Genomic DNA, 22,205 nt, shown 5'->3' with positions numbered 1-22,205 from the left:
AAGCTATGCGAAACATCCTTTTTACACTGCTGGTTTTTTGTTTAATTTCTTATCAATCCAAAAAGGCAGTTCAGCTACATAAAGTCCTTTCAAACTCAGAAAGGGCTGTGTTTAACATCATGGTGGGTAAAAACGGACCCAACGAAAGAAAACTTCGTTGTATTATTGACGGCGATTTTAAATGTGCTCTGCAGGCGGTTGATGATAAAGAAAGGGCTTTTAATACAGTAATCAATAAGATAAACGCGGTGGAAACAAACGACATAAAATATGGAAATGACTTAAAGAAAGCAGCGATCAGCTATTATAACGCACTTAAGCAATTCGAAATTTCTGACCGACAGGAGATTGCCCTACAACAGCTAAGCCATGATAAAACAAATACAGCACATGTGCGCGATAGCGCGATGGCAAAACAGCTGCAATTACTGAACAAAAAACAGAAAATGCGTCAGCTTATTGATAAAGAGGAAAGCAAATTGGCCGAAATACAAAAACAGTTTAACTCAGTTAACCACCTTGATTAATGGGAGAAGCATATTATTTCATTTCCTGTAAAAACAGTTTCAGATCCTCATCCTTACCCAAACCTAATTTTTGCTTTATCCGGTAACGGCTCATGCGCACGCTTTTGGCTTCAATATGCATTAGCTGAGCAATTTTTTTTGTATCCATCTTTAAATGAAGGTAGGCACAGAGTTTTAAATCGAGCGGGGTAAGTTTTTGCTGGGCTTTCTGGTTTAACGTAGAAAAGAAATCAGGATGCACCTGCTGAATCTGGAATTTTGCTTCTTCAAAATCATTATCCAACAGCAATTCTTCATTCCAGATTTTATTAATGTTGAGCTTTTGGTGATCACTCAGTTTTTCCTTAAGCTGAAACAGCACTTCCTTTTTGTGCTCCAACTGCAACTGACTGGCCATTACTTCTTTCTGCAATTGCTGCTGCTGACTTTCAAGCAAGAGCTGCTCCGCTTTTAATCTGGCCTGCTCTTCTTTTTCGAATTTCATCAGCAGTTCGGCATCCTGTTTTTCTAGATGCAATTGCCTTTCGCGCTGTAAAGAGTACCTTAACCTAAAGTGGTAAGAACGGAACATAAATATAAGGCCCAAAATGGAGGCAATGGCAATACCGATGTACAGGTACTTTTGTTGCCGCGCATATTGGGCGCGTTGCTTTAATAGCTTTACCTCATTGTTTCTTTTTTCAGCCTCATACTGTACCTCTAATTTTTGAGCATTTAAAGTCCGTTTTTCATCAAAATATTTGCTGTTGTATTCGGTTACCCGTTTCTGAAATGCCAAGGCCTTTTCGTAGCTTCCCTGTTGCTCATAAAAATTAGCCAGAGCAGTTACAATATTGATTAAAGTGTAGTAGGAAGGTACTTTCTGAGTTTTTAATATGCTATAGGCTTCTTGCAAATAGGCTTCAGTCATCATAAAATTCTTGTTCCTCTTGGCATATTCACTCAAAATCCCCAAACTGCTTGCCCTGATTTCTTCACCGTTGATGGCCCCTTTCATAACTTCGTTAGCCAATCCAGCATATCGGATGGCATTGGCTTTTGCAGCCTCATCCGTATCAGAAAAATAACGCAGGTAATAATCTGCGCTATTGATACAGGCAATACCATAGGTTTTGCGGGCAACATATTTAGGATATTGCTGATAAAGGTTTTGGGCTTTATTTAAATAGTAAATGACACTGTCTCGAAACACTGGATTTTTAGTGCTGGTGTAATTGTAATCTGCAGCAACAGATAATGCAGTATAACAATTGCCTAACAGATTATAATCGGTAGTTTTTAAGGCATTTTCGGTAGCAGCCCTCGCATATTTATTTACATTTTTAACTTCATCCCAATGGGTATTGATCATATAAAGCAGGTAATATATTTTGGCGCTAAGGTAAGGGTCGGCCATTTTCTCCGACAACTTTAGTGCAAGTCCACAATATTTGGTAATCTGCTCCGAATTATCTATCGCATTATAGAACAAAGCCTGTGCATAATAAGCGTAGGCTATTGCGATGGGCTGCCGCGATTGCTGCGCGATAAACAATGCACTATCGCCAGCTTTTTTTGATGAAACAAAATTTTTGGTTGTGGCATATATACTAGCCTGTATGGTATAGGATTTCGTAACCTCTGCTAAATTTTTAAATCTTAAAGCCAAAGCTGCGCTCTGTTGAGCTTTTCGTATCGCTGCTTTATAATCGCCGTTAATTCTACTTTGCTCCGCAAGCTGCGTTAGCAATGCCGGTTTATCTATATCGCTTAACTGATTGAGTGCAGTACTATCTAACAAAGTTTGCCCACTCGTCATCAAACAACTGGTACAAATGATGATTAAGAGAAATATCTTTTTAAAATGTTGATGTTTCATAGGGTAAAATTAACATAAAGATTGGCCTTGATGGTGATTGTAGACAAAATCCGAAAAACAGAAAACAATATAAAAAACTGAAATACAGATAATTAAATCAAACTGTAGATGTATTGTAGACGTTTTGCAAAATGCTGTAGATGCTCTGTAGGCGGCAGATTCTTTTAGATGATGATGGTTTACCCCAAATTTGACCTCAATAATTTTTCAACCTAAAAACAGAAATCATGGACAACAAAACCCTTTCAATCGTTTCTTACATCACCCTTATTGGTTGGTTAGTCGCTTATTTTGTCGGAAAAGATAAAGCTGATACTTTGCTTAAATATCATTTAAGACAATCGTTAGGCCTTGCCATTGTAAGTATTATTTTCAATATAGCCTTTACCATCATTGCTGGCATAGTACCTAGTTTATCCTTTTTAGGATTTGTGGGTTATGCATTTATCATCCTTTGGATTATTGGAATCATCAATGCGGCCAATGGCGCATTAAAACCTGTTCCGTTTATTGGTAAATGGTTCGAAGACAAGTCTTCAGTTGTTGGTAAATACTAAGATAAAGTTATGCGCCTCAAAATTTAAAATATCATGCAATTGGTGATGGCATTTGCCATCACCGCATGTTTTTTAACATTAGCCAAAGATTAAAGGTAAACCTTAAACGGATGGTAGAGGAATTGAAGCATATTTTATACTGTAGATAATCATAAAAAATGGAAGCATTTAAATACTTCGAACAAGAAGGAAACAATTATAACCTAAAAGTACAAAAGGGACTTTTATTTACCCTTGCTATTGGCTGTGTTGCAGCTATAGTTGCCATATTGATGTATAGCACCAGCAAGGCGACATTTTTCTATGTTGCTTTATTTGCTTTTATAGGCATAATGTGCATCCTGCGTACAACGGGCGCCATTATATTCAATAATCAAACCCGCGAAATACAGCGTAAACGATTTTTCTTCAGTGCTCCGGTAAACTATAGTTTTGATGATTTTGACCATTTCCTCATCTCAAAGCAAAAAAGCTATTTTATCACTATCATGGTTCAGGCCGTTATGGTCATGAGAAAAGATAATAAAACCAGACATATCCTACTGGCCCAAACTTTATTCACAGCAAAACCCCTGCAAAAACTTAGTGAAGAAGTAAGTACGATCATGGGCTTGCCACAACATTAAAATCCCAATACCTAACTATGACAGGATATAATCTAAAAAATGAAAGTGGACGTCTGAGTTTTCAGCCTGAACGGGATTATAAAGGCAAAATTTTATTTTTTTCCTTCCTTGCGGCAGTAATATTTGTGGTAACGCCTATGCTAAACCTCTATCCGAACACATACTGGAGCGTGATGGCCATTGGATTTATATCAGCCCTAACAGCGCTTTACGATTTTATCTTCCATTTTAATATTACCTATATTTTCGACGAGTACACAGGGCAAGTCTATAAAAAAATCCCCGGTTTACTTACCCGCAAGATTATGGCTTTTGAGGATGTATACATCCTTCGTTTACAGGAAGATGGGCTGTTACACTATGCCTTATCGCGTAAACAGAATAAATTTGGCAAAAGCTTTGCCATTAGCCAACCCTTTGGCAGCAGCCGCAAAAGTCAGATCAGGCAGGCAGCTTTTGAAACAGAAGTTTTAGCGGAAATTGAAAAAATCATCCATTGAAGCAAATGATAAATAAGCGCTTCAAACGTCCTAATTAAATACGATAAAAATTAATCTGGCCAACTTAAAAAACATGAACAAAGGACTTTCGATATTCTGGATAAGTTACATGCTGTTTTTCGCTATTCCGTTCCCCATGTTCATTTATTACAGCACCAGGGACGACAGCATACCCAACCTAATAACCGATAATCCATGGTATTCACTTTCGATACTGGCCATATCTGTACTATTTTGGGCAATATTGTTAATTGGTTATTTCCAGAAATGGGTAATCCGCAATTTTTCGATTAAACGTAATATAGAAAAACTTAAAACCACCGGTGAACCGAGGGAGGCCAGGATATTAGAATCCACAAAAATCCATAAAACTGACGCTGCCTATGACACCTATGAACTTACCTTGCAGTTTAAAAATCTGTCGGGCAGTCTGATTATGCAAAAAACCCTGGCAAATGATGCAAAACCTTATGAACGCCGATACGAAGCGGGCAAAACCATTGACATCCTGCTGGATAAGGAAGTAAAAAACGTTCCTTATTTTATTGTTGCCTCTACAGTGGTAAGCATTAAAAAGATGACCCTATTTTTGACCGGCCTGGCCTGGCTTACTTTTGCCTCCCTTGTTGTATGGTATTATATTTATTCCTACAATTTAGAAAGCATGGGTATGGGCTGGCGTTTCATGGGAATCGGCCATCCCTTATTAACCTGCGCCTTTATGCTGCTACTTTATCGTGCTTTCGGTGCTTTTATAGCCAAAAAATTTATCGGTAAACCAGATCAATTGTTCCTGATTAAATTTAAAGGTACGCATACTAATGCCAGGCTGCTCAAAGTCAGCCAGACCGGAACGTATATCAACGAGCAGCCGATGGTTGATTTTGAACTTGAATTTACCGATCAGTTTAACCGGAAACACCGGGCAAACATCAAAAAAATTGTAGATCTGCTAGACCTGGATAGTGTTAGACAGCCGAGTTTTTCTATTTTTTACCTGAACGAAAATCCACAAAAAATTGCCTTCGAAAGTGATCTTAACGAACTGAAAGGAGAATTTTAATGAAAAATTTCATAACAATTTATGGCCTGGTTGTGCTGCTCAGCTTATTTGGTTTGAGTTGCAAACAGATTACCAAAAGTATAAATGAAACCTTTCAACCAAACAATTCATTAGTAAGATATAATAAGAAAACAGTTTTAAACAAAATGGCATAGCTAAAGGCATTACAAAATCATCTTCTACCACCCAATTCCATTTTCCTTTAAATAATCAGCAAATGCATTAATTTATCCGCAGCCAAAACATATACTAAACATACAATTTTGGCTGCAGATAAAAAAAACCGATTAAATAAAATGCTTAAAATCAGATGTCAACCCTTAACTTGTCCCCCCCGTGCTTTGTCTTCATGTTCTATGTAGTTAAATAAATTTGCAGCTTTTTTTTTTTGCGACGAACACACTAAAACCACGTAACATTACTTAAACATAAACCAAACTTAGCGCCCTTTGCGTTTGCTCTTTGCGTCCTTTGCAGTTAAAAACTACAATAAATCCTTTAACACTACCCAAACATTCTCTGCCAAAATCTTATCGCCTTCTGCCGTAGGGTGAATACCATCGGCCTGGTTTAATTTAGGAACACCGCCCACTTTATCCAATAAAAAAGGGATAAGGGCCATTTTATTTTTCTTTGCCAGTGCCGGAAACATGTTTTTAAAGTCGGCAGCATATTTTGCCCCCATGTTTGGTGGAACCTGCATCCCTGCCAACACCATTTTAACATCAGGATATTTAGCTTTTACCTTATCGATAATGGCCTGAAGATTTTTAGTAGTTTGTGCAACGGGCAACCCCCTAAGCCCATCATTAGCCCCCAGTTCGAGCACAAAAATATCTACATGCTGTTTAAGCAGCCAGTCAACCCTTGCCTTACCACCAGCAGAAGTTTCTCCACTTAGACCGCCATTAATTACGTTATAAGGCATTTTTAAAGAATCAATCCGATTTTGGATCAATGCCGGATAAGCTTCTGTCGGGTCGAGCCCATAACCTGCAGTTAAACTGGTACCGAAAAAAAGGATATTCTTTTGTTTGGTTGCCACAGCAGCCTGCTTTTGGTCAGTTGAATCTAAAGTTTTATCCGCATTGTTTTTACTTTGCGGATTTCCGCAGCTTATCACCACAAGGCTCAAAACAAATAGCCCCATTAATCGTTTTCGTAACATATCTAATTAATCTGTATCTAATTATCTTAACAGGCAGTGCCCCGTTATGTTTGGCAAAACCTATACGCAAACCCTAAAAATTCAGCTATTGGAAAGCATATTGAACATCCGAAATGTAAGCAAAATTTACCAAAGTGCCGGACGGGAACTCACCGTTCTTGACAATATTAATTTCTCGATAACTGCCGGCTCAACGGTAGCCATTACAGGGCCATCGGGAAGCGGAAAAACCACCTTGCTAGGTTTATGTGCCGGATTGGACAGGGCCAGCAACGGAACGGTTGAACTGAACGGAATTGCACTCGAAAAATTAAACGAAGATCAGCGCGCTGCTGTTAGAAATCAATACGTAGGGTTTATTTTTCAGAATTTTCAATTACTACCTACTTTAACCGCATTGGAAAACGTAATGGTACCCTTAGAATTAAGAGGCGCAAAAAATATCCGCTCACATGCCTTAGAGCTACTGGATAAGGTTGGTCTGGCCGACCGTTCCCATCATTACCCCATCCAGTTATCGGGTGGAGAACAGCAGCGGATTTCGTTAGCAAGGGCATTTTCCAACCAACCTGCCGTGCTCTTTGCAGATGAACCTACCGGAAACCTTGATGCCGAAACCAGCGAAAAAGTAATCAAATTGCTTTTTGATTTAAACAAAGATGCAGGAACTACCCTGATCATCGTAACACATGACCTTGAGTTGGCTGCCAGAACGGAAAGAAACATTAAAATTAAAGGTGGCATCATCATCTCAGACGAAAACCCAGCTTATGTCCAATAGCCTTCCAAAACAATCTGTTCCGTTTTCCTGGCTGTTTAAAATGGCCTGGCGCGATAGCCGGAAAAACCGCGCCCGTTTGTTGCTCTTTATCTCTTCAATTATTTTGGGCATTGCGGCCCTTGTTGCCGTTTATTCTTTTAAAGATAACCTGCAAAAAGATATTGATGCACAGGCAAAAGAACTTACAGGGGCTGATCTGGTTTTAGATAGCCGGAAGGGAGTGAGCAAAGCCATGCAAAAAATGCTCGATACGCTTGGCGACGAGCGATCGCAGGAGAAAACTTTTGCTTCCATGATTTATTTTCAGAAAGGTGGAGGCAGCCGTTTGGTACAAATGAAGGCCCTGGAGGGAAATTACCCTTATTATGGCACCATAGAAACCATTCCGCTGGCTGCAGCCAGGCACTTTCAAACCGGAAGAAATGCCTTGGTAGATCAAACCCTGATGCTGCAGTTTAACGCAAAAGTTGGTGATTCGGTAAAAATAGGAGACCTTAATTTTAACATTTTGGGCACTTTAACCAAAGCACCTGGACAAACGGGCATTGGTGCCAGTATAGCTCCCACGGTGTATATTCCCCTACAAATACTAGACAAAACCAACCTAATCAAAACCGGAAGCCGGATCAATAATAAATTTTATTTCAGGTACAATGATCCGTCCGGAATAGATGAGTGGGTAAAAAAAAATGATAGTAAATTAGAGCAGGAAGGCTTTGATGCCGATACCGTAGAATCTAGAAAAGAACAAACCGGAAGATCGTTTAAAGATGTAAACCGCTTTTTGGCTTTATCTGGTTTTATTGCTTTGCTACTGGGCTGTGTTGGTGTGGGTAGTGCTATCCATGTATATATCCAGGAAAAATTAAGTGCCATTGCCACGCTAAGGTGTTTAGGATTAAAATCCCGTCATGCCTTTTTGATCTACCTGATACAGGTATTTTTTATCGGCTTAATTGCTGCAGTATTAGGGGCAGCTTTAGGCACGGGCATACAGTTTTTACTTCCATTGATGTTAAAAGATTTTCTACCGATTGAGATTACCATGCAGGTTTCGTGGCCGGCTGTAGGCCAGGGTATTTTGTTGGGGTTGATCATTTCAGTCCTTTTCGCCCTCCCCTCGCTCTTATCCGTTAGAAAAATTTCGCCATTAAACGCCATCCGGATATCTTTTGAAAAAGCAGGCGGAAAAAGAGATCCGCTAACCTGGGTAGTGTATTTGCTGATGGTAATCTTTATTACCGCTTTTACGCATCTGCAGATGAAAACATGGCTGCAAACATTTGCTTTCACCGCCAGTATTGCTATCGCTTTTGTGCTGTTAATTATACTGTCTAAAATCCTGATGTTTCTGGTACGAAAACTTTTACCCAACTCATCCGGTTATTTATGGCGGCAGGGATTTGCCAACCTCTATCGTCCGAATAACCAAACCTTAATGCTCACGGTTTCTATTGGTTTATCAACCGCATTTATCTGTACCCTGTTTTTTGTGCAAGGTATCTTAATGAGCCGTGTTACGTTGTCATCTGGCAATAACCAGCCCAATATGTTCATGTTCGATATCCAGAATACACAAAAAGAAGGATTAGACAGTTTAACCAAAGCTTTCAAACTGCCGTTAATGAACCAGGTGCCTGTAATTACCATGCGCATTGAGGAGATTAACGGGAAGAAAGCCAGTGCAGATACCAATAACAGGAGAGCTTACCGCAACGAGATCAGAGCTACTTACCAGGATACTTTAACGGCAGCAGAGAAAATTACAGCAGGCAAATGGACCGGAAAAATAAAACCCAATCAAACGGTTTATATTTCACTGGATCAGCGTTATGCCCAATCTATTCATGTTGGCCTGAATGATAAAATCCTTTTTAACGTTCAGGGCATGATGATCCCTACAGTTGTTGGAAGTTTAAGGGAAGTAAACTGGAGCAGGATGCAGACCAATTTCAGGGTAGTTTTTCCTGCCGGGGTGTTAGAAGAGGCACCGCAGTTCCATGTTTTGATGACCAGGGTACCATCGGGCGAAGTTTCGGCCCGTTTTCAAGGAGAAGTGGTTCAAAAATTCCCCAACGTTTCTGTGATTGATTTAGACCTTGTGTTAAAATTACTGGATGAATTGCTGAGTAAGATCGGTTTCGTAATCCAGTTTATGGCTGGCTTTAGTATGGTAACCGGCTGGATTGTACTTATTTCGTCAGTATTAACCAGTAAAAACCAGCGGATAAAGGAAAGCATTCTATTAAGGACCATAGGCGCCAGCAGAAAACAGATTTTAGCAATAAATGCAATTGAATATTTCTTTTTAGGTGCTTTTGCGGCAGGAGCCGGTTTAATTCTGGCCATAAGCGGAAGCTGGGCATTGGCGAAATTTACTTTCGATGCGGCCTTTGTGCCCCCATTTGTACCAACTGTGCTGTTGTTTGCTTCAATTGTATTACTCGTGGTAATTACAGGCATATTAAGTACAAGAAGTATCCTGAACCAACCACCGTTAAAGATTTTAAGAACGGAGGGGTAAGCATGTTCAGTTAATAGTTTTCGGGAGTTTTTTTAAAGTCATCATACTGGATTTATTTCGGCATCTGTCGCGCAGTTAAAGTAGCATCCCCAATTAATTTAACATCAGCACAGCTACTCTTCATTTATCTTTAAAAGGAGGCTATCCATTAATGTAACTCAATCGAATTTGTCACGTTGAGCCCGTCGAAACGGCTTTTAAGACATTTGAAACAGGTCCTTCGACAAGCTACCATTGACAGAATACCTAAGAAAGTCGTCATTGCGAGGAGAGGAACGACGAAGCAATCTATCCTGTTAGTAAGGCTTGCTGCAAAGATTTCTTCGTCGGCTGAAAAAGCCTTCTCGCAATGACGATCCTACCAGAGGCTTATTTCCAGTAAATACTTATTTCAATCATATTGATTTTATAAAATAAATTATCCCTCAGGATGACAATTCTATTTATAAAGCAGCATCTACGTTGCCATTTAACGCAAAACACTCTCTACTTTTCAATTCATTTAAACTAATCTACAGTTTTTATTAATAATCAATACTTTTACATCATGATCAGATTAAACAGCGATACCCCTAACGATATTCTTCAGGATGTAAAAATCGGAGATATGGTTACCGATACTTTCAGCAAAACCGGCCTGGTAGAAAGTATAGAAATAAAAGATGACGGCCTATACCGGATTTACGAATTTAACCTTGTTACCGGAAGAACCATTACGGTTAAAAAATAATTAAGTTTAAAAGCCTATATTTAATCACATTACCTCATAGTTCTAGCCAAATGTCATTATTAATCCTGCTTTTCGGCATTCTATTGCTTTTTGTATTGATCTTAAAAAAGATTAATCCTATGATTGCCTTACTAGCTGTGGCAATTATTACAGGTCTTTTATTAGGAATGCCCGCTACGAGAGTAATGAACTCCATTAGCAACGGAATCGGCAGTACGTTAGGGAGCATGGTAATGGTTTTGGCCCTGGGTGCGATGATGGGCAAACTGATTGAAGATAGCGGATCGGCAAAAAAAATCGTCTTCATTTTGATCGGCGCTTTTGGCAAAAAGAATATCCAGTGGGCTGTGCTGTTAACTGGCTTATTGGTTGGGATTCCATTATTTTACAATGCTGGTTTCGTGGTGTTAATTCCTTTGGTTTTTGCCATTTCAGCAACAACAGGGCTATCGAAATTATATATTGGCATCCCGATGGCCACGGCCCTTTCGGTTACCCATGGCTTTTTACCTCCTCACCCCGGTCCTGTTGCTTTAGCCGGAATTTTCCATGCCGATATTGGTAAAACCTTAATTTATGGATTAACTTTAAGCTTACCCATTGCGGTTATTGCCGGAATTTATTTTCCGAGATTAATTCTCAAAAGGGATCAATTAGCAACAGTCCAAAACTTTAGCATTAATGAAGAAGAAAATCTTCCCTCTGCCTCAAGAAGTTTTATTACCGCATTGCTGCCGGTATTTTTAATCATCGCCGGAACCATTGGGAGCAGTATTAAGATAGACTATATTGGTAAGCCGCTGTTTACATTCCTGGCCGATCCTACCGCGGCCCTGTTAATTTCGGTTATTATTGCGCTGGCACTACAAAAAACTTCTATTACAAAAGCTATGGAATCTTGTGCAGAAGGAGTGAAAAGCATTGCCATGATTATCTTGATTATTGCCGCAGGTGGTGCCTTTAAACAGATCCTGATTGATAGTGGCATGGGCGAAACGGTGAAACAGCTTACCGGAGGTTTAAATTTATCACCATTACTGCTCGCCTGGTTAATTACGGCATCACTTAGGGTAACGCTGGGTTCGGCAACAGTGGCTGCATTAACGGCTTCGGGTATGGTACTTCCTTTAATTGGTCCCGGCGCATCGCCAGAGTTAATGGTATTATCTGTTGGTGCCGGAAGTTTAATGTTCTCTCACGTTAACGATACCGGTTTCTGGATGTTTAAGGAATATTTTAACCTTAGCCTTAAAGAAACTTTCAGCACTTGGACCATGATGGAAAGTCTGGTTTCGGTTTTGGGGCTTTTAGGCGTGCTGGTATTGAATCAGTTCGTTTAGAAAAGAGAGTTGTCAACTTTAATAACCATAGCGCTGGTAAGTTGACAACTCTTCATGTACCTATAGATTTATACTGTATACGGTCTTCCAATCAGACTTTTGATCTTTTTTTGGAAAGCAGTTGCAGAAGCTTGTAGGTTAAAACAGCCCCGCTCCCACTTCTGCCGATCGAAAAAATCAGCATCCCGCTCCGATCGGGTTTAGATGGCTTAAACACTGCTGCTATCCCAGGTAAAATAAACCCGACCGACTGCCTTATCCGGTCTTTCATAGAATTAAAGCAACAGGCAAGTAGAGTTGTCAACTTTTAATACCCATAGCACTAGTAAGTGAACAACGCTTCAGGAACCTATGGATTTATCCGAAAGATTGTATTCCAAAAAAACCATTAATTCTTTACCCTGTTTTTTTCTGCATCGGCACCAGAAGATTCGTGTTTTTCAGGAGAAGAAAAGGTCTTTCCAAAACGATAGCTATAACTTAAAACAAAGTTCCTGGAATCTTGCCTGTTCCTCCATCCGGCTTCTGTTGCGGCAAGGTTATTAATTATCCCATTATATATCCGGGTTCTAAAAATATCATTTGCAGTTAATTTCAGGGTACTTTTTGCCGAAAGCTTTTTTTGCACTGCTGCGCCAAAATCATGCACCGAAGCCAGTAAAAACTGAACGTTTGAAAGTTTACTCTGATAGCTCATATTCAGCTCTGCATTCCAGGTAGGACTGATTTTAAACTGTAGATTAGGATTTGTTCTAAAATAACTGCCATTCGTCACCAAAAAACCAGTATAAAAATCTGTTTTTGAGGTTATTTTGCCAAACTCTAGATAGGCATTTAATTTTGCCCATTTCGTAATGTCGATTTCTGCATTTACAGAAACATTGGCTACCCTTGTTTTGCCTACATTGGCTGGCCGGCTATAATAGGTACCATTTAAAATTTCGATGGTCTCATTCACTTCATCTCTCACCCAGCTATAACTAAATGTTGTCGTAATCTTACTTTTGTAGGCATGAGAAAGTTCGATACTTTGTGTAAAAGAGGGTTTTAAAAAAGGATTACCAACATAATAGGTAAATTTATCCAGTGGAGAAAAGAACGGATTAAGGTCCTGATAATACGGACGGTCAATCCTTCTTCCGTAATTCAGTCCGAGTTCATTGTTCCCTGCCGTATCAAGCTTATAGGAGAAATAAAGCGTTGGAAACAAACTGTTATAAGTTCTTTTAAAACTGGAATCAGGTTTGATCAGATTCCCCAACTGATGCCCGTTGGAAACCGTATTTTCGTACCTTAAGCCAGCCTGGAGCGAAAACCGCTTCCCCTCCCTGCTCATGTTTAGGTAAACTGCATTGATATTCTCCTGATATAAAAAGTGATTGCTTTTGTCATAATCAGCACTTGTTTTTCCATTTGCGGTATTAGCGTAATCCGCAATATTATCCGTTTTGGTATAAGCGGTTTTAACTCCTGCATCCAGCTTCCACTTATTTTCCAGGGGATGCGAATAATCCATTTTAGCGGTATAGATATCGATGTCGGATGGAAGATTACCTGTTAAAATATCCTGGTATTTTAAAGCGCCGCCGGGCAGGTAACTAAAATTATTATAGGTCTGAGCCGTTCTATCCCGATAAAGCAGATAATCTGCATCAAACGTTAATTCCCGCCCTACCTGCTTAAATTTATGCCTGTAATTTAAATTTACCCCTGCATTTTGGTACTTAATCTGATCGATATTTTCGGCCCTGATTACCGAATCTAACTGCATGGAAGCATTGGATAAATTACTGATATTGTTATTTACCTGTTTGGAGATCCTGTTCATTCCGGTAAGTACCACCCCCCAGGTAGTGCGTTCAGATGCATAATAATCAACACCCGTTTTCAGGTTAAAAGTATTACCATGCCTGCGGAAATAAGAATTTTGATTAAAGTAGGACTTAGCACTACCATCAGCATTTTTATATTTCCGGTTCAGATCAAGATCCGTAAAGCTGTTATTGAGGTTATAACTTAGGTTTCCAAAAACATTAACCTTGTCTTTTCGGTAATTAAAGTTGAAGCTATTATTCGAACGGCTTAATTCGCCCTGGTTTAAACTCAGATTAATCCCTCCATTAAATCCGGCAATTTTGGTTTTCTTGGTTTTAATATTAATTACTCCCCCGTTGCCGGCAGCATCGTACTTGGCCGGTGGATTGGTCATCAGTTCAATCTGATCAAGCGAAGAAGAAGGCAAAGAACGCAAATAGTTCTCCAGATCCGAACCCGATAAATAAGTCGGTTTATCATCAACAAAAATAGTCACCCCATTTTTGCCTTTCAACGAAATTATCCCGTTCTGATCCACATTTACACCGGGCGATTTGCTTAGCACGTCCAATGCAGTTGTACCTGCATTAGAAATCAAGGCATCTACATTAACAACGGTGCGGTCTATCTTCCGCTCAACAAAAGCTTTCTGCCCCGAAACAGTCACCTCCTTTAAATTGGTTGCTCCGGTTTTGATTTTGATATCGGGCAATGCAATAACTGCATGGTCTGTGGTTAGCATCACCGTATCGGTTTGGTATATGGGCGATCCGACGACTGATATTTTAATCAGAAATTTTCCATAACCGGGCTGATCAAAACTGAACAGTCCATCCTTTTCCGTAAAAGTAGTTTTAACCAATACAGAATCTCTGAGTAGGACCACTGTAGCAAATTCTATATTTTTTCCTTCGGCATCCAATACATGGCCATAAATTCTGGATTGAGGGGATTGGGCTTGGGCAAAGGTTAGGGCAATATTCATCCATACGGCTAAAAAAGCCATGATCTTAAATTTCATGATGTGAATTGGATTAGCGCTTTAGAAATCGATTTTATTTGTTTTCAATCAGGAAATTATACATCAGCGAATGGTTATCGTTCTTTAAAAAGCGCTTTTTGTACTTTTGCTGTACTTCAGCATTTTGTTTCACCCCATTTACAATCAGCTCATCTTTATTGAGTTTATATGAAAGTTTATTGGTGCTGCTGATAATGCCATCTTTCATCAATTCCTGATTGATTGCATCGGTATAATCATGACCATCGCCATTGGTTACCGTTTTTGAGGTAACTGTACGCTGCGAACTGGTTTTAGTGGTACCTCTTTCGCCATAAACAACCGGCATTGGTGGTGTTGGAGGCGTAGCAGGAACAGCAGGTATAGCCGGTACTGCATATACAACTCCAGGTACTTTTGGTGTTCTAGGTACTTTTGGTGTTCTAGGCGTGCGAGGTGTCCCTGGCACCATTGCATAACCATATGATTTATAATCTGTTGCATGCTTCTGATATTCTTTTGCATCTTCAACAGCTTGTTTGGCATCAATAATGGCTTGTTGCCTATCATTTTCGGCTACTTTAGCGTCAACTATGGCCTGTTTACGATCCACTTCGGCTTGTTTAGCATCGATAACAGCTTGCTTTGCATCTTGCTGAGCCTGCCTTACATCGTCCAGCCATGCTTTTTCATCCGCTTGCCTGGCCTTTCTATCTTCCTTGGTTTCTGGCAGCTGTTGTTTTTCATTCATCTTTTTTAGCTGGCTTTCTACCTTTGCATTGATCTCCTTTTCCATTTGGTCTGCAGATTTTCCTTCGGCAGGCTTGGCTTTTTTCCTGGTTGTATCCTGTAGCGTAACAATTGTTGTGAATGTTTCTTTTCTGGTAACTGTTTTTGCATGGCCAACGCTTTTAAAAGCGGCAGTACAAACCACTACCGATACCAGGGCGATGGTTAATATCGTTTTTTCCATTTTGTTTAAAGTTGAATTGGTATTGAATAACATCCTGCTTGCTCTTTGCAGCAGGCTACCTTTAGTCCCGCTCATGGCCATAGCATAAGCAGGTGCACGCTGCTTAAACTCCTGACACACAATAAGGGCCTGAACGTAATTTTTTCGATCGTTTACACAGGCGATGGCCAAATCATCGCAACAGTGCTCGCGTTCTGTTTTTATTAATTGCGATACCCAAAGTACCGCCGGGTTAAAGAAAAATATAATTTCGATGAAGCTTTGCAATATATTCACCAGGTAATCTTTCCTTTTAATGTGAGCCAGTTCATGAGAGAGAATGGCTTCTACTTCGGCATTGGATAAACCATTGAGCAACCCCAAAGGAATAAGGATTAAAGGTTTAAAGTGCCCCACTACCAGGGGTACCTGTGCAATACCCGACTGCATCAGTTTGACCTGTTGCGTTAAGCCCAGTTTTTGTGCAAGTTCGTTAAGTTTTTCATCCCATTTTTTACCCGCCGCATAGATTTTATAATTACGCAGGTGATACACACCGTTTAAGCCCACCACTAACCGGATACTTTTTCCGCAAATGATCAGGAACCAAACCAATACGATCTGATAGGCATAAGCATTCCACAAAGAGAAGATGCGATTGATTCCTGAGTACATGTCGTGCTGTACTTCTGTAACGGCTTGCTGATCTGCAATTACCCTGGGCAAGTTAATTCCAACCTGATGAGAGGCCTGCGATTGTGAATGATTAACCGGCTGCTGAAGCTGCTGATAAAAAGTGTAACCTATTGCTACAACAAACAAACCTAAACATAAGGTAAGCAAATTATAACGCCATGTAGCACTTGCCTTACGGGAGGTAAACATGACCAAACCAGCTAACAAAGCTAAAATTACACCAAGCCACAAAGAGTGGAACAAGGTAGCACCCAGGGCATGAAGCCAGTTTTCGGGTAAAAGATTGATTAATTTAAATTCCATTATGATGGTTCTGTAGCTTTTGATCTGGTTAATTATTCCATGCTATCCAATAGCCGCTTAATCTCTTCGATTTCCTTTTTTGATGTTTTTTCATTGCCCAACAGCTGCATCATCAATTTCGATGCAGAACCTTTATACAAGGTGTTTACGAAACGGTTCAATAACTGATCTTTGGTTTTTTCCTCTGCTTCAACCGGAATATAAATGTGTTTCATTTGGCTTTCATCACGCTTTAAAATTCCTTTTTCAGCTAAAATTTGCATCTGTTTCAAAGTAGAGGTATAATTTACCTCTCTAAGTTCATTCAGCTTATCGTTTACAAACCGAACGGTCGAAGGTCCACATTCCCATAACACCTGAAGAATTTCCAGTTCAGCTTTGGTTGGTTCGGGCAGATTATTTTCAGCTTGATTACTTTTCATATTTTAAAGGTACGATAAATTTCGTACGACACAAATATTAGGTTGATTTTTTTTTATTTATTTAAATAAGTAATTGATTTAAATAAAATTAAAGATTAAAAACATCTTTTCATCTGCATAATGTGATTCTTTTATCTTGGATTTGGCCGGAAAGTAATCATCTATGTTGAAGCATATTTTGAAGTAAAGCATAACAAACGCTGCGAAAATAAAATGATTTTATGCAGACAAAAAACATCTGATGTTTAAAATAAACATCGTATGTTTGTTTCATTGATTTCATATTATGGAAAAAGAAAGCAAACTTTTCGAGCAAATATCCACCAAAATCAGGAACGACATTAAAGAAGGTAAATTTAAAGTAGGAGAAAAAATTCCTTCTGAGCCCGCCTTAATGGAATTATATGGTGTAGGCCGCTCTACAATCCGGGAAGCCATAAAGTCGCTCACCTTATCAGGCATCCTCACCGTGCAGCAAGGTTTTGGAACAAAAGTTAACGCCACCCCCAGCGAGCCTATTGAGCAGCGTTTGCGAAGTGCTGATTTTAAAGAAATCAATCAGGTCAGGGCCTTGCTCGAACAGGAAATCGTTCGCCTGGCCAGTAAAAACCGTACAGAATCAGACCTGAAATCCATTAGCGATGCACTTGAAAAAAGAAAATCAGCCATCGAAAGCGAATCGAGAACTGAATGTGCCAATGCCGATATTGCATTCCACCTGGCTATTGCCCACGCATCTGGCAACCATGTACTGCGTGATCTTTACGAAAGCTTTACGGTAATCATCCGCGATTTTTTTGCTAAACGCGCACCATCTGGCATCACTCATTTCGCCATGAGCCACCACCTGCATGAAGCATTGTTTGAGGCCATCAATAACAGGAATGCTGATGCTGCCCGCGAAATCATCAAAACCATATTGAACAACAATCATTAAATTATAAAAACATGTCAATTTTAACTTTTACCCTCATCTTACTCCTCGGGGCATACCTTGCAGGCCTTGTGGGCTCCTTAACCGGACTCGGTGGTGGAGTAGTTGTAATTCCCCTGCTTACGCTTGTTTTTCATGTCGATATCCGCTACGCCATAGGTGCAGCATTACTTGCTTCTATCGCCAATTCATCGGGTGCCGCCAGCGCCTATATAAAAGAAGGGATTACCAATATCCGCCTGGGGATGTTTTTGGAAATTGCAACTACCTTAGGTGCAGTACTTGGAGCAGTAATTGCTATTTATACACCTACCAATACCATCGCCATCCTTTTCGGCTGTGTTCTGCTTTTTTCTGCCGCAATGACATTAAGAAAAAAGAATCAGGCGGCTTTAACAGAAGGCAGCAAACTTTCTGCCGTATTAAAACTCAATAGCAGCTATCACACGCCAACCGGCCCGGTTAATTATAAGCTTAAAAATGTTGGCGCCGGTTTTTCCATCATGACGGTAGCGGGGGTAATGTCGGGTTTGCTTGGAATTGGTTCGGGCGCGTTAAAGGTACTGGCGATGGATACAGCCATGAAAATTCCTTTTAAGGTAAGCACAACTACCAGCAATTTCATGATCGGTGTTACGGCAGCAGCCAGTGCTGTAGTTTACCTGCAACGCGGTTACATGGATCCGGGAATTGCATTCCCTGTAGTGCTTGGCGTATTGAGCGGGGCTTTTACAGGCGCTAAATTATTAACCAGAATCAATCCTTCCACTTTAAGGATTATTTTCTGTATCGCTATTACTTTCGTTGCACTAGAAATGATTTATAACGGCTATCATCACAAATTTTAAGTTAAAATAAAATGAAAAATATGATCTCAACCCATCTTATACAAGACCGCGATGTAGAAAAAATTGTAGGCAAACTATTGAGGTTTGGTGTAATCACCGCAAGCCTGGTAGTTTTATTGGGCGGCCTGCTTTTTTTGATACAGCACGGAGCGCAAAGCCGGCCCGATTACCATATTTTTAAAGGTGAAGAAACCGACTTTATCACCTTTGATGGCATTTTTAAAGGACTTTTTACTTTTAAACCAATGGCTATTATCCAGTTTGGGGTATTACTTTTAATCATCACACCAATTTTGCGGATCATATTCTCGCTGTTCGCTTTTATATTGGAAAAAGATAAACTCTACGTTGTGATTACTTTAATTGTATTGGCCATTATATTGGGGAGTACTTTTGGAGGATTAAAGATTTAGTCTACCCATTTTTATACGATATACATGAAACTTATAAAGAGATCCATTTATATTAATCGGATTATTCCCTTTACGAATAAACAAGTCATAAAAGTATTTACTGGTCAAAGACGTGTAAGCTGATTACCAGGTATACCATAGGAAGTCATCAAAATCTCCTATGGGTATTCTTTTCAAAAGATCGCTCTATTCCTTAATCTGTTTGATGACTGCAATGAGATCTTCCTCTCCAAATTTGGCGGTGGCGGCCTTAAAAGTATTTAAGGCGGTTTGGGCCAGTGGTGATTCCAAACCAATGTCTTTAGCTAAATTTAAATCTTTTACAATATGTTTGAGGGCGAACGCCGCTTTATAATTGTCAGCAACAATAGCATCTCCTTTAATTTTGGTAAAGGTGTTAGCTATAGCACCATTATTGAGCAAATTAAGCAGATCTTCCGTTTTAATTCCCTGCTGATTGGCAAAAAGCACCGTTTCGGCCAAACCTTGTGTATATAATGCCAACAGCGAGTTAATGGCTAATTTTGCAACATTCCCGGCACCAGTACCACCTAAGTATACCGCCATTTTCCCTATTTTTTCTAAAATTGGCTTTACTTCATTAAAAGCAGCTTCATCACCACCAACCATAATCACCAACTGACCGGTTTCGGCCTGTTTTACACTACCGGAAACTGGTGCATCTAAATATTGTCCGCCTTTTTCCTTGCATAATTCCGCCATTTTTTTTGAAATGGCTGGAGAAACCGTACTCATGTTGATGATCACTTTACCTGAAATACCGCCACCGAAGAGCCCATCTTTATCATTAAAAATCTGATCAACTGTTGTATCATCGGCTACCATAATAATCACCACTTGGGTAGCATTGATCAGCTCTTTCGGGCTTTCGGCAGCTGATGCGCCCATTTCTTTCAAAGAAGCTTCCTTACCCTTGCTCCTATTGTAAACCATTACGGTATAACCTGCTTCTACCAACTGTCCGGCCATTGGGATTCCCATGTTGCCCAAGCCTACCCATCCTATTTTTGTCGTATTCATTTTACTTTTTTTATAATAAACAAATTTGCCAAAGAAAAAGCTGATATTCTTAAACATACTTAAAAAATAAATGATTTATATCGATACACAAGAATGCGAATAACTGTCAGTCTAAAGAATACTTATTCGGGCAGTACTAGATACTAATATTTTTAGTAAATTAGCCGCATATTAAATTTTCTTATCCATAAATACTGATCATGGCCAGCCCACTTAAAGATTTATATTCACCTGTTTTTTATGAGCGATTAACCCATGCATTGACGGCAGCTATACCTGGTTTCGATAAAAGTTTATTCATCAAAAAAATCTTTACGCCTGAATTCGAACTTCAGGAACTAAAAGAGCGGATGAAACATACTACGAAGGTATTACATGGTTTTTTACCTGAAGATTATCCTCAAACAATCGTAATCATTAAAAAAACAATTGAACAATTCAGGACACAGGGTATTGGAGAAGATGGACTTGCTTATATGTTTTTACCTGATTATATCGAAACCTATGGCATTGATGATTTTGAAACTTCGGTTGAAGCACTCGAATTTGTAACTCAATTTGTGAGTTGTGAATTTGCCGTTCGCCCATTTATCTTAAAATACCAGAATGAGATGATTTTGAGAATGCATAAATGGTCGCTGCATGAAAACCATAAGGTGAGAAGGCTTGCCAGCGAGGGCAGTCGTCCAAGATTACCCTGGGCTATGGGCATTCCCTTTTTAAAAAAAGACCCTTCATCCATTTTACCGATACTGGAAAATCTTAAAACAGATCCATCACCATATGTACGGCGGAGCGTTGCCAACAACTTAAATGATATTGCAAAAGATCATCCCCATGTGGTTTTAAATATGGCTAAAAACTGGTCGGGTTTAGGTGCCGAAACGGATGCAATTATTAAACATGGCAGCCGTACATTGCTTAAACAGGGGCATACTGATATCCTAAAACATTATGGATTGGATGATGCCGGAATTTTATTAAAAGACTTCAAAATCCTAACACCACAGATCAGCATTGGCGAAAGTCTGGAATTTTCTTTTTCTATTTTTAACAGCGATCCTTCTGAGCGAAAAGTGAGGCTGGAATATGCCATTTATTATAAAAAGCAACATGGGCAGAACACCAAAAAAGTATATAAAATATCGGAAAGGATTTACCCTGCCGGCGCAACTACAAACATCGTCAGAAAACAAAAGTTTGTACTGATTACCACACGTAAATTTCATTTAGGTGACCATCAGCTCTCGATCATTATTAACGGTGCCGAAAAGGACATTTTACACTTCGAATTAACGGCTTAACTTTGATTTCAATTCGTCAAGCAAAGCAATCTGCTTTTCGTTAATATGTGTAATGGCATCGCTATAACCGAACCACCCAGCCCGGTCTATTTCGGCAAAACTTTGTTTCTTACCCGATCGCGGCGGCCATTCTATTTCGAAAGTATTACTCACGACGGCTGAAGGTTCAAAATCTCCCTCAAATGCCCAGCATAATACCTTTTTACCGCCCTTTTGCACGACGGGTGTTAATTCGATGAAATTGCCAGTCAAACTTTGACCTGTTTCCTCTTTAAATTCGCGGATGGCAGCCGTTAAAGCATCTTCGCCCTCATTTAATTCCCCTTTTGGCACAGTCCAAAAGCCAAGATCCTTTTTGGCGAAGAATGGTCCACCGGGATGAACCAGAAAAAATTCAATCAGCTCATCTTTTTTTCTGAAAAGCAATATTCCGGCACTTTGTTTCATAAGGGTAATGTAGGAATTGTATCCAAAGAAGTCAAGTTTTTAAAACTTGACTTCTTTCAAATCTAATAAAAAAGCAGCTGACTTTTAAGTCTGCTGCTCTATATCATCTGTTAAGAAGAGTTTTTTTGGAGGCGTTTTACAACAATCCGTAAAGGCCGTGTGCGTAATTTCTTAAAGAGGACGATACCGTCTTCATCTTGTCAGGCGATGGGCCTTTTACTTTATAAGCTTCCGGATGAAGTTCTAAAGGTTGTTCGTTAACTTGTTCTAATGTACTTCTATTGCTTAATGTAGCATGCTGTTCTTCGCTTAATTTTAAAGGTGCCATGATCTTAAATTTATACCTAGAATAACAG

The 22,205-nt window shown here is 39.6% G+C and carries 21 protein-coding genes; 13 read left to right on the top strand and 8 right to left on the bottom strand.

The annotated features are described in order from the left end of the window. Positions 1-5: 5 nt before the first annotated feature. On the top strand, positions 6-527 hold the full coding sequence (locus ACIQXP_RS12250; protein WP_387503958.1) for a hypothetical protein: 522 nt from the start codon (positions 6-8) through the stop codon (positions 525-527). Between the two features lie 13 nt (positions 528-540). Here the strand turns inward: ACIQXP_RS12250 and ACIQXP_RS12245 are convergent, their stop codons facing one another. Then, positions 541-2,385, bottom strand: coding sequence for a helix-turn-helix transcriptional regulator (locus tag ACIQXP_RS12245; RefSeq protein WP_387503957.1), 1,845 nt, complete (start codon positions 2,383-2,385; stop codon positions 541-543). A gap of 227 nt (positions 2,386-2,612) precedes the next feature. On the opposite strand from ACIQXP_RS12245, the gene ACIQXP_RS12240 reads away from it, so the two are divergent. The 4 genes from ACIQXP_RS12240 to ACIQXP_RS12225 all read left to right on the top strand — a co-directional run bounded on the left by ACIQXP_RS12240 (position 2,613) and on the right by ACIQXP_RS12225 (position 5,131). Continuing rightward, positions 2,613-2,942: a magnetosome magnetite crystal formation protein family gene (locus ACIQXP_RS12240; protein WP_293741900.1), complete on the top strand. Its 330-nt coding sequence runs from the start codon at positions 2,613-2,615 to the stop codon at positions 2,940-2,942. Positions 2,943-3,100: 158 nt separating this feature from the next. Next, positions 3,101-3,568, top strand: a complete 468-nt coding sequence (locus tag ACIQXP_RS12235) for a hypothetical protein (RefSeq protein WP_293741901.1) — start codon at positions 3,101-3,103, stop codon at positions 3,566-3,568. A 17-nt stretch (positions 3,569-3,585) separates the two neighbouring features. Beyond that, complete coding sequence (locus ACIQXP_RS12230) at positions 3,586-4,068, top strand: hypothetical protein (protein WP_387503956.1); 483 nt, start codon at positions 3,586-3,588, stop codon at positions 4,066-4,068. A 73-nt stretch (positions 4,069-4,141) separates the two neighbouring features. After that, positions 4,142-5,131, top strand: a complete 990-nt coding sequence (locus ACIQXP_RS12225) for a hypothetical protein (protein WP_387503955.1) — start codon at positions 4,142-4,144, stop codon at positions 5,129-5,131. Between the two features lie 484 nt (positions 5,132-5,615). On the opposite strand, the gene ACIQXP_RS12220 is transcribed toward ACIQXP_RS12225, so the two are convergent. After that, entirely contained in the window at positions 5,616-6,299 is a 684-nt protein-coding gene (locus ACIQXP_RS12220) for an arylesterase (protein ID WP_387503954.1), read from the bottom strand. A gap of 46 nt (positions 6,300-6,345) precedes the next feature. Between ACIQXP_RS12220 and ACIQXP_RS12215 the strand changes: the two genes are divergently transcribed. From ACIQXP_RS12215 to ACIQXP_RS12200, 4 genes are all read left to right on the top strand, one after another. Next, positions 6,346-7,080 carry an ABC transporter ATP-binding protein gene (locus ACIQXP_RS12215; RefSeq protein ID WP_244278773.1) on the top strand — a complete coding sequence of 245 codons (735 nt, stop codon included), beginning with the start codon at positions 6,346-6,348 and terminating at the stop codon, positions 7,078-7,080. Beyond that, complete coding sequence (locus ACIQXP_RS12210) at positions 7,070-9,604, top strand: ABC transporter permease (protein WP_387503953.1); 2,535 nt, start codon at positions 7,070-7,072, stop codon at positions 9,602-9,604. The genes ACIQXP_RS12215 and ACIQXP_RS12210 overlap by 11 nt, the downstream gene beginning before the upstream one ends. Before the next feature lie 547 nt (positions 9,605-10,151). Next, positions 10,152-10,334 carry a hypothetical protein gene (locus ACIQXP_RS12205; RefSeq protein ID WP_090499373.1) on the top strand — a complete coding sequence of 61 codons (183 nt, stop codon included), beginning with the start codon at positions 10,152-10,154 and terminating at the stop codon, positions 10,332-10,334. A 50-nt stretch (positions 10,335-10,384) separates the two neighbouring features. Further along, the gene (locus tag ACIQXP_RS12200; RefSeq protein ID WP_387503952.1) at positions 10,385-11,674 is read left to right on the top strand and encodes a gluconate:H+ symporter; all 1,290 of its coding nucleotides are present in this window, start codon (positions 10,385-10,387) and stop codon (positions 11,672-11,674) included. 388 nt (positions 11,675-12,062) lie between these two features. Here the strand turns inward: ACIQXP_RS12200 and ACIQXP_RS12195 are convergent, their stop codons facing one another. Genes ACIQXP_RS12195 through ACIQXP_RS12185 form a run of 3 tightly spaced genes read right to left on the bottom strand, consistent with a single transcriptional unit; the run spans position 12,063 to position 16,862 of the window. Next, entirely contained in the window at positions 12,063-14,510 is a 2,448-nt protein-coding gene (locus ACIQXP_RS12195) for an outer membrane beta-barrel protein (protein WP_387503951.1), read from the bottom strand. A 34-nt stretch (positions 14,511-14,544) separates the two neighbouring features. Next, complete coding sequence (locus tag ACIQXP_RS12190) at positions 14,545-16,440, bottom strand: M56 family metallopeptidase (protein ID WP_387503950.1); 1,896 nt, start codon at positions 16,438-16,440, stop codon at positions 14,545-14,547. A 32-nt stretch (positions 16,441-16,472) separates the two neighbouring features. Continuing rightward, a complete protein-coding gene (locus ACIQXP_RS12185) occupies positions 16,473-16,862 on the bottom strand; it encodes a BlaI/MecI/CopY family transcriptional regulator (protein WP_293741910.1) in 390 nt (129 codons plus the stop codon). A 286-nt stretch (positions 16,863-17,148) separates the two neighbouring features. Here ACIQXP_RS12185 and ACIQXP_RS12180 point away from each other — a divergent pair, with 286 nt between their 5' ends. Genes ACIQXP_RS12180 through ACIQXP_RS12170 form a run of 3 tightly spaced genes read left to right on the top strand, consistent with a single transcriptional unit; the run spans position 17,149 to position 19,057 of the window. Further along, positions 17,149-17,799: a FadR/GntR family transcriptional regulator gene (locus ACIQXP_RS12180; protein WP_387503949.1), complete on the top strand. Its 651-nt coding sequence runs from the start codon at positions 17,149-17,151 to the stop codon at positions 17,797-17,799. 11 nt (positions 17,800-17,810) lie between these two features. Continuing rightward, the gene (locus tag ACIQXP_RS12175; protein WP_387503948.1) at positions 17,811-18,644 is read left to right on the top strand and encodes a sulfite exporter TauE/SafE family protein; all 834 of its coding nucleotides are present in this window, start codon (positions 17,811-17,813) and stop codon (positions 18,642-18,644) included. An 11-nt stretch (positions 18,645-18,655) separates the two neighbouring features. Beyond that, a complete protein-coding gene (locus ACIQXP_RS12170) occupies positions 18,656-19,057 on the top strand; it encodes a DUF1634 domain-containing protein (RefSeq protein WP_387503946.1) in 402 nt (133 codons plus the stop codon). A 186-nt stretch (positions 19,058-19,243) separates the two neighbouring features. On the opposite strand, the gene ACIQXP_RS12165 is transcribed toward ACIQXP_RS12170, so the two are convergent. Next, entirely contained in the window at positions 19,244-20,098 is an 855-nt protein-coding gene (locus tag ACIQXP_RS12165) for an NAD(P)-dependent oxidoreductase (RefSeq protein ID WP_387503945.1), read from the bottom strand. A gap of 200 nt (positions 20,099-20,298) precedes the next feature. On the opposite strand from ACIQXP_RS12165, the gene ACIQXP_RS12160 reads away from it, so the two are divergent. Further along, a complete protein-coding gene (locus tag ACIQXP_RS12160) occupies positions 20,299-21,402 on the top strand; it encodes a DNA alkylation repair protein (RefSeq protein WP_387503944.1) in 1,104 nt (367 codons plus the stop codon). Here the strand turns inward: ACIQXP_RS12160 and ACIQXP_RS12155 are convergent. Both ACIQXP_RS12155 and ACIQXP_RS12150 read right to left on the bottom strand, forming a co-directional pair. Further along, on the bottom strand, positions 21,391-21,849 hold the full coding sequence (locus ACIQXP_RS12155) for an NUDIX hydrolase (RefSeq protein ID WP_387503943.1): 459 nt from the start codon (positions 21,847-21,849) through the stop codon (positions 21,391-21,393). The genes ACIQXP_RS12160 and ACIQXP_RS12155 overlap by 12 nt on opposite strands. A 136-nt stretch (positions 21,850-21,985) precedes the next feature. Next, complete coding sequence (locus ACIQXP_RS12150) at positions 21,986-22,177, bottom strand: hypothetical protein (protein ID WP_205056786.1); 192 nt, start codon at positions 22,175-22,177, stop codon at positions 21,986-21,988. Positions 22,178-22,205: the final 28 nt, after the last annotated feature.

Source organism: Pedobacter suwonensis (genome assembly GCF_044762335.1).
Classification (GTDB): domain Bacteria; phylum Bacteroidota; class Bacteroidia; order Sphingobacteriales; family Sphingobacteriaceae; genus Pedobacter.
This window is presented reverse-complemented; position numbering and strand designations above follow the sequence as displayed.

Coding starts and splice junctions, on each gene's coding strand:
- ACIQXP_RS12250 (WP_387503958.1), top strand. CDS start 6: ATGCGAAACATCCTTTTTACACTGCTGGTTTTTTGTTTAATTTCTTAT.
- ACIQXP_RS12245 (WP_387503957.1), bottom strand. CDS start 2,385: ATGAAACATCAACATTTTAAAAAGATATTTCTCTTAATCATCATTTGT.
- ACIQXP_RS12240 (WP_293741900.1), top strand. CDS start 2,613: ATGGACAACAAAACCCTTTCAATCGTTTCTTACATCACCCTTATTGGT.
- ACIQXP_RS12235 (WP_293741901.1), top strand. CDS start 3,101: ATGGAAGCATTTAAATACTTCGAACAAGAAGGAAACAATTATAACCTA.
- ACIQXP_RS12230 (WP_387503956.1), top strand. CDS start 3,586: ATGACAGGATATAATCTAAAAAATGAAAGTGGACGTCTGAGTTTTCAG.
- ACIQXP_RS12225 (WP_387503955.1), top strand. CDS start 4,142: ATGAACAAAGGACTTTCGATATTCTGGATAAGTTACATGCTGTTTTTC.
- ACIQXP_RS12220 (WP_387503954.1), bottom strand. CDS start 6,299: ATGTTACGAAAACGATTAATGGGGCTATTTGTTTTGAGCCTTGTGGTG.
- ACIQXP_RS12215 (WP_244278773.1), top strand. CDS start 6,346: ATGTTTGGCAAAACCTATACGCAAACCCTAAAAATTCAGCTATTGGAA.
- ACIQXP_RS12210 (WP_387503953.1), top strand. CDS start 7,070: ATGTCCAATAGCCTTCCAAAACAATCTGTTCCGTTTTCCTGGCTGTTT.
- ACIQXP_RS12205 (WP_090499373.1), top strand. CDS start 10,152: ATGATCAGATTAAACAGCGATACCCCTAACGATATTCTTCAGGATGTA.
- ACIQXP_RS12200 (WP_387503952.1), top strand. CDS start 10,385: ATGTCATTATTAATCCTGCTTTTCGGCATTCTATTGCTTTTTGTATTG.
- ACIQXP_RS12195 (WP_387503951.1), bottom strand. CDS start 14,510: ATGAAATTTAAGATCATGGCTTTTTTAGCCGTATGGATGAATATTGCC.
- ACIQXP_RS12190 (WP_387503950.1), bottom strand. CDS start 16,440: ATGGAATTTAAATTAATCAATCTTTTACCCGAAAACTGGCTTCATGCC.
- ACIQXP_RS12185 (WP_293741910.1), bottom strand. CDS start 16,862: ATGAAAAGTAATCAAGCTGAAAATAATCTGCCCGAACCAACCAAAGCT.
- ACIQXP_RS12180 (WP_387503949.1), top strand. CDS start 17,149: ATGGAAAAAGAAAGCAAACTTTTCGAGCAAATATCCACCAAAATCAGG.
- ACIQXP_RS12175 (WP_387503948.1), top strand. CDS start 17,811: ATGTCAATTTTAACTTTTACCCTCATCTTACTCCTCGGGGCATACCTT.
- ACIQXP_RS12170 (WP_387503946.1), top strand. CDS start 18,656: ATGAAAAATATGATCTCAACCCATCTTATACAAGACCGCGATGTAGAA.
- ACIQXP_RS12165 (WP_387503945.1), bottom strand. CDS start 20,098: ATGAATACGACAAAAATAGGATGGGTAGGCTTGGGCAACATGGGAATC.
- ACIQXP_RS12160 (WP_387503944.1), top strand. CDS start 20,299: ATGGCCAGCCCACTTAAAGATTTATATTCACCTGTTTTTTATGAGCGA.
- ACIQXP_RS12155 (WP_387503943.1), bottom strand. CDS start 21,849: ATGAAACAAAGTGCCGGAATATTGCTTTTCAGAAAAAAAGATGAGCTG.
- ACIQXP_RS12150 (WP_205056786.1), bottom strand. CDS start 22,177: ATGGCACCTTTAAAATTAAGCGAAGAACAGCATGCTACATTAAGCAAT.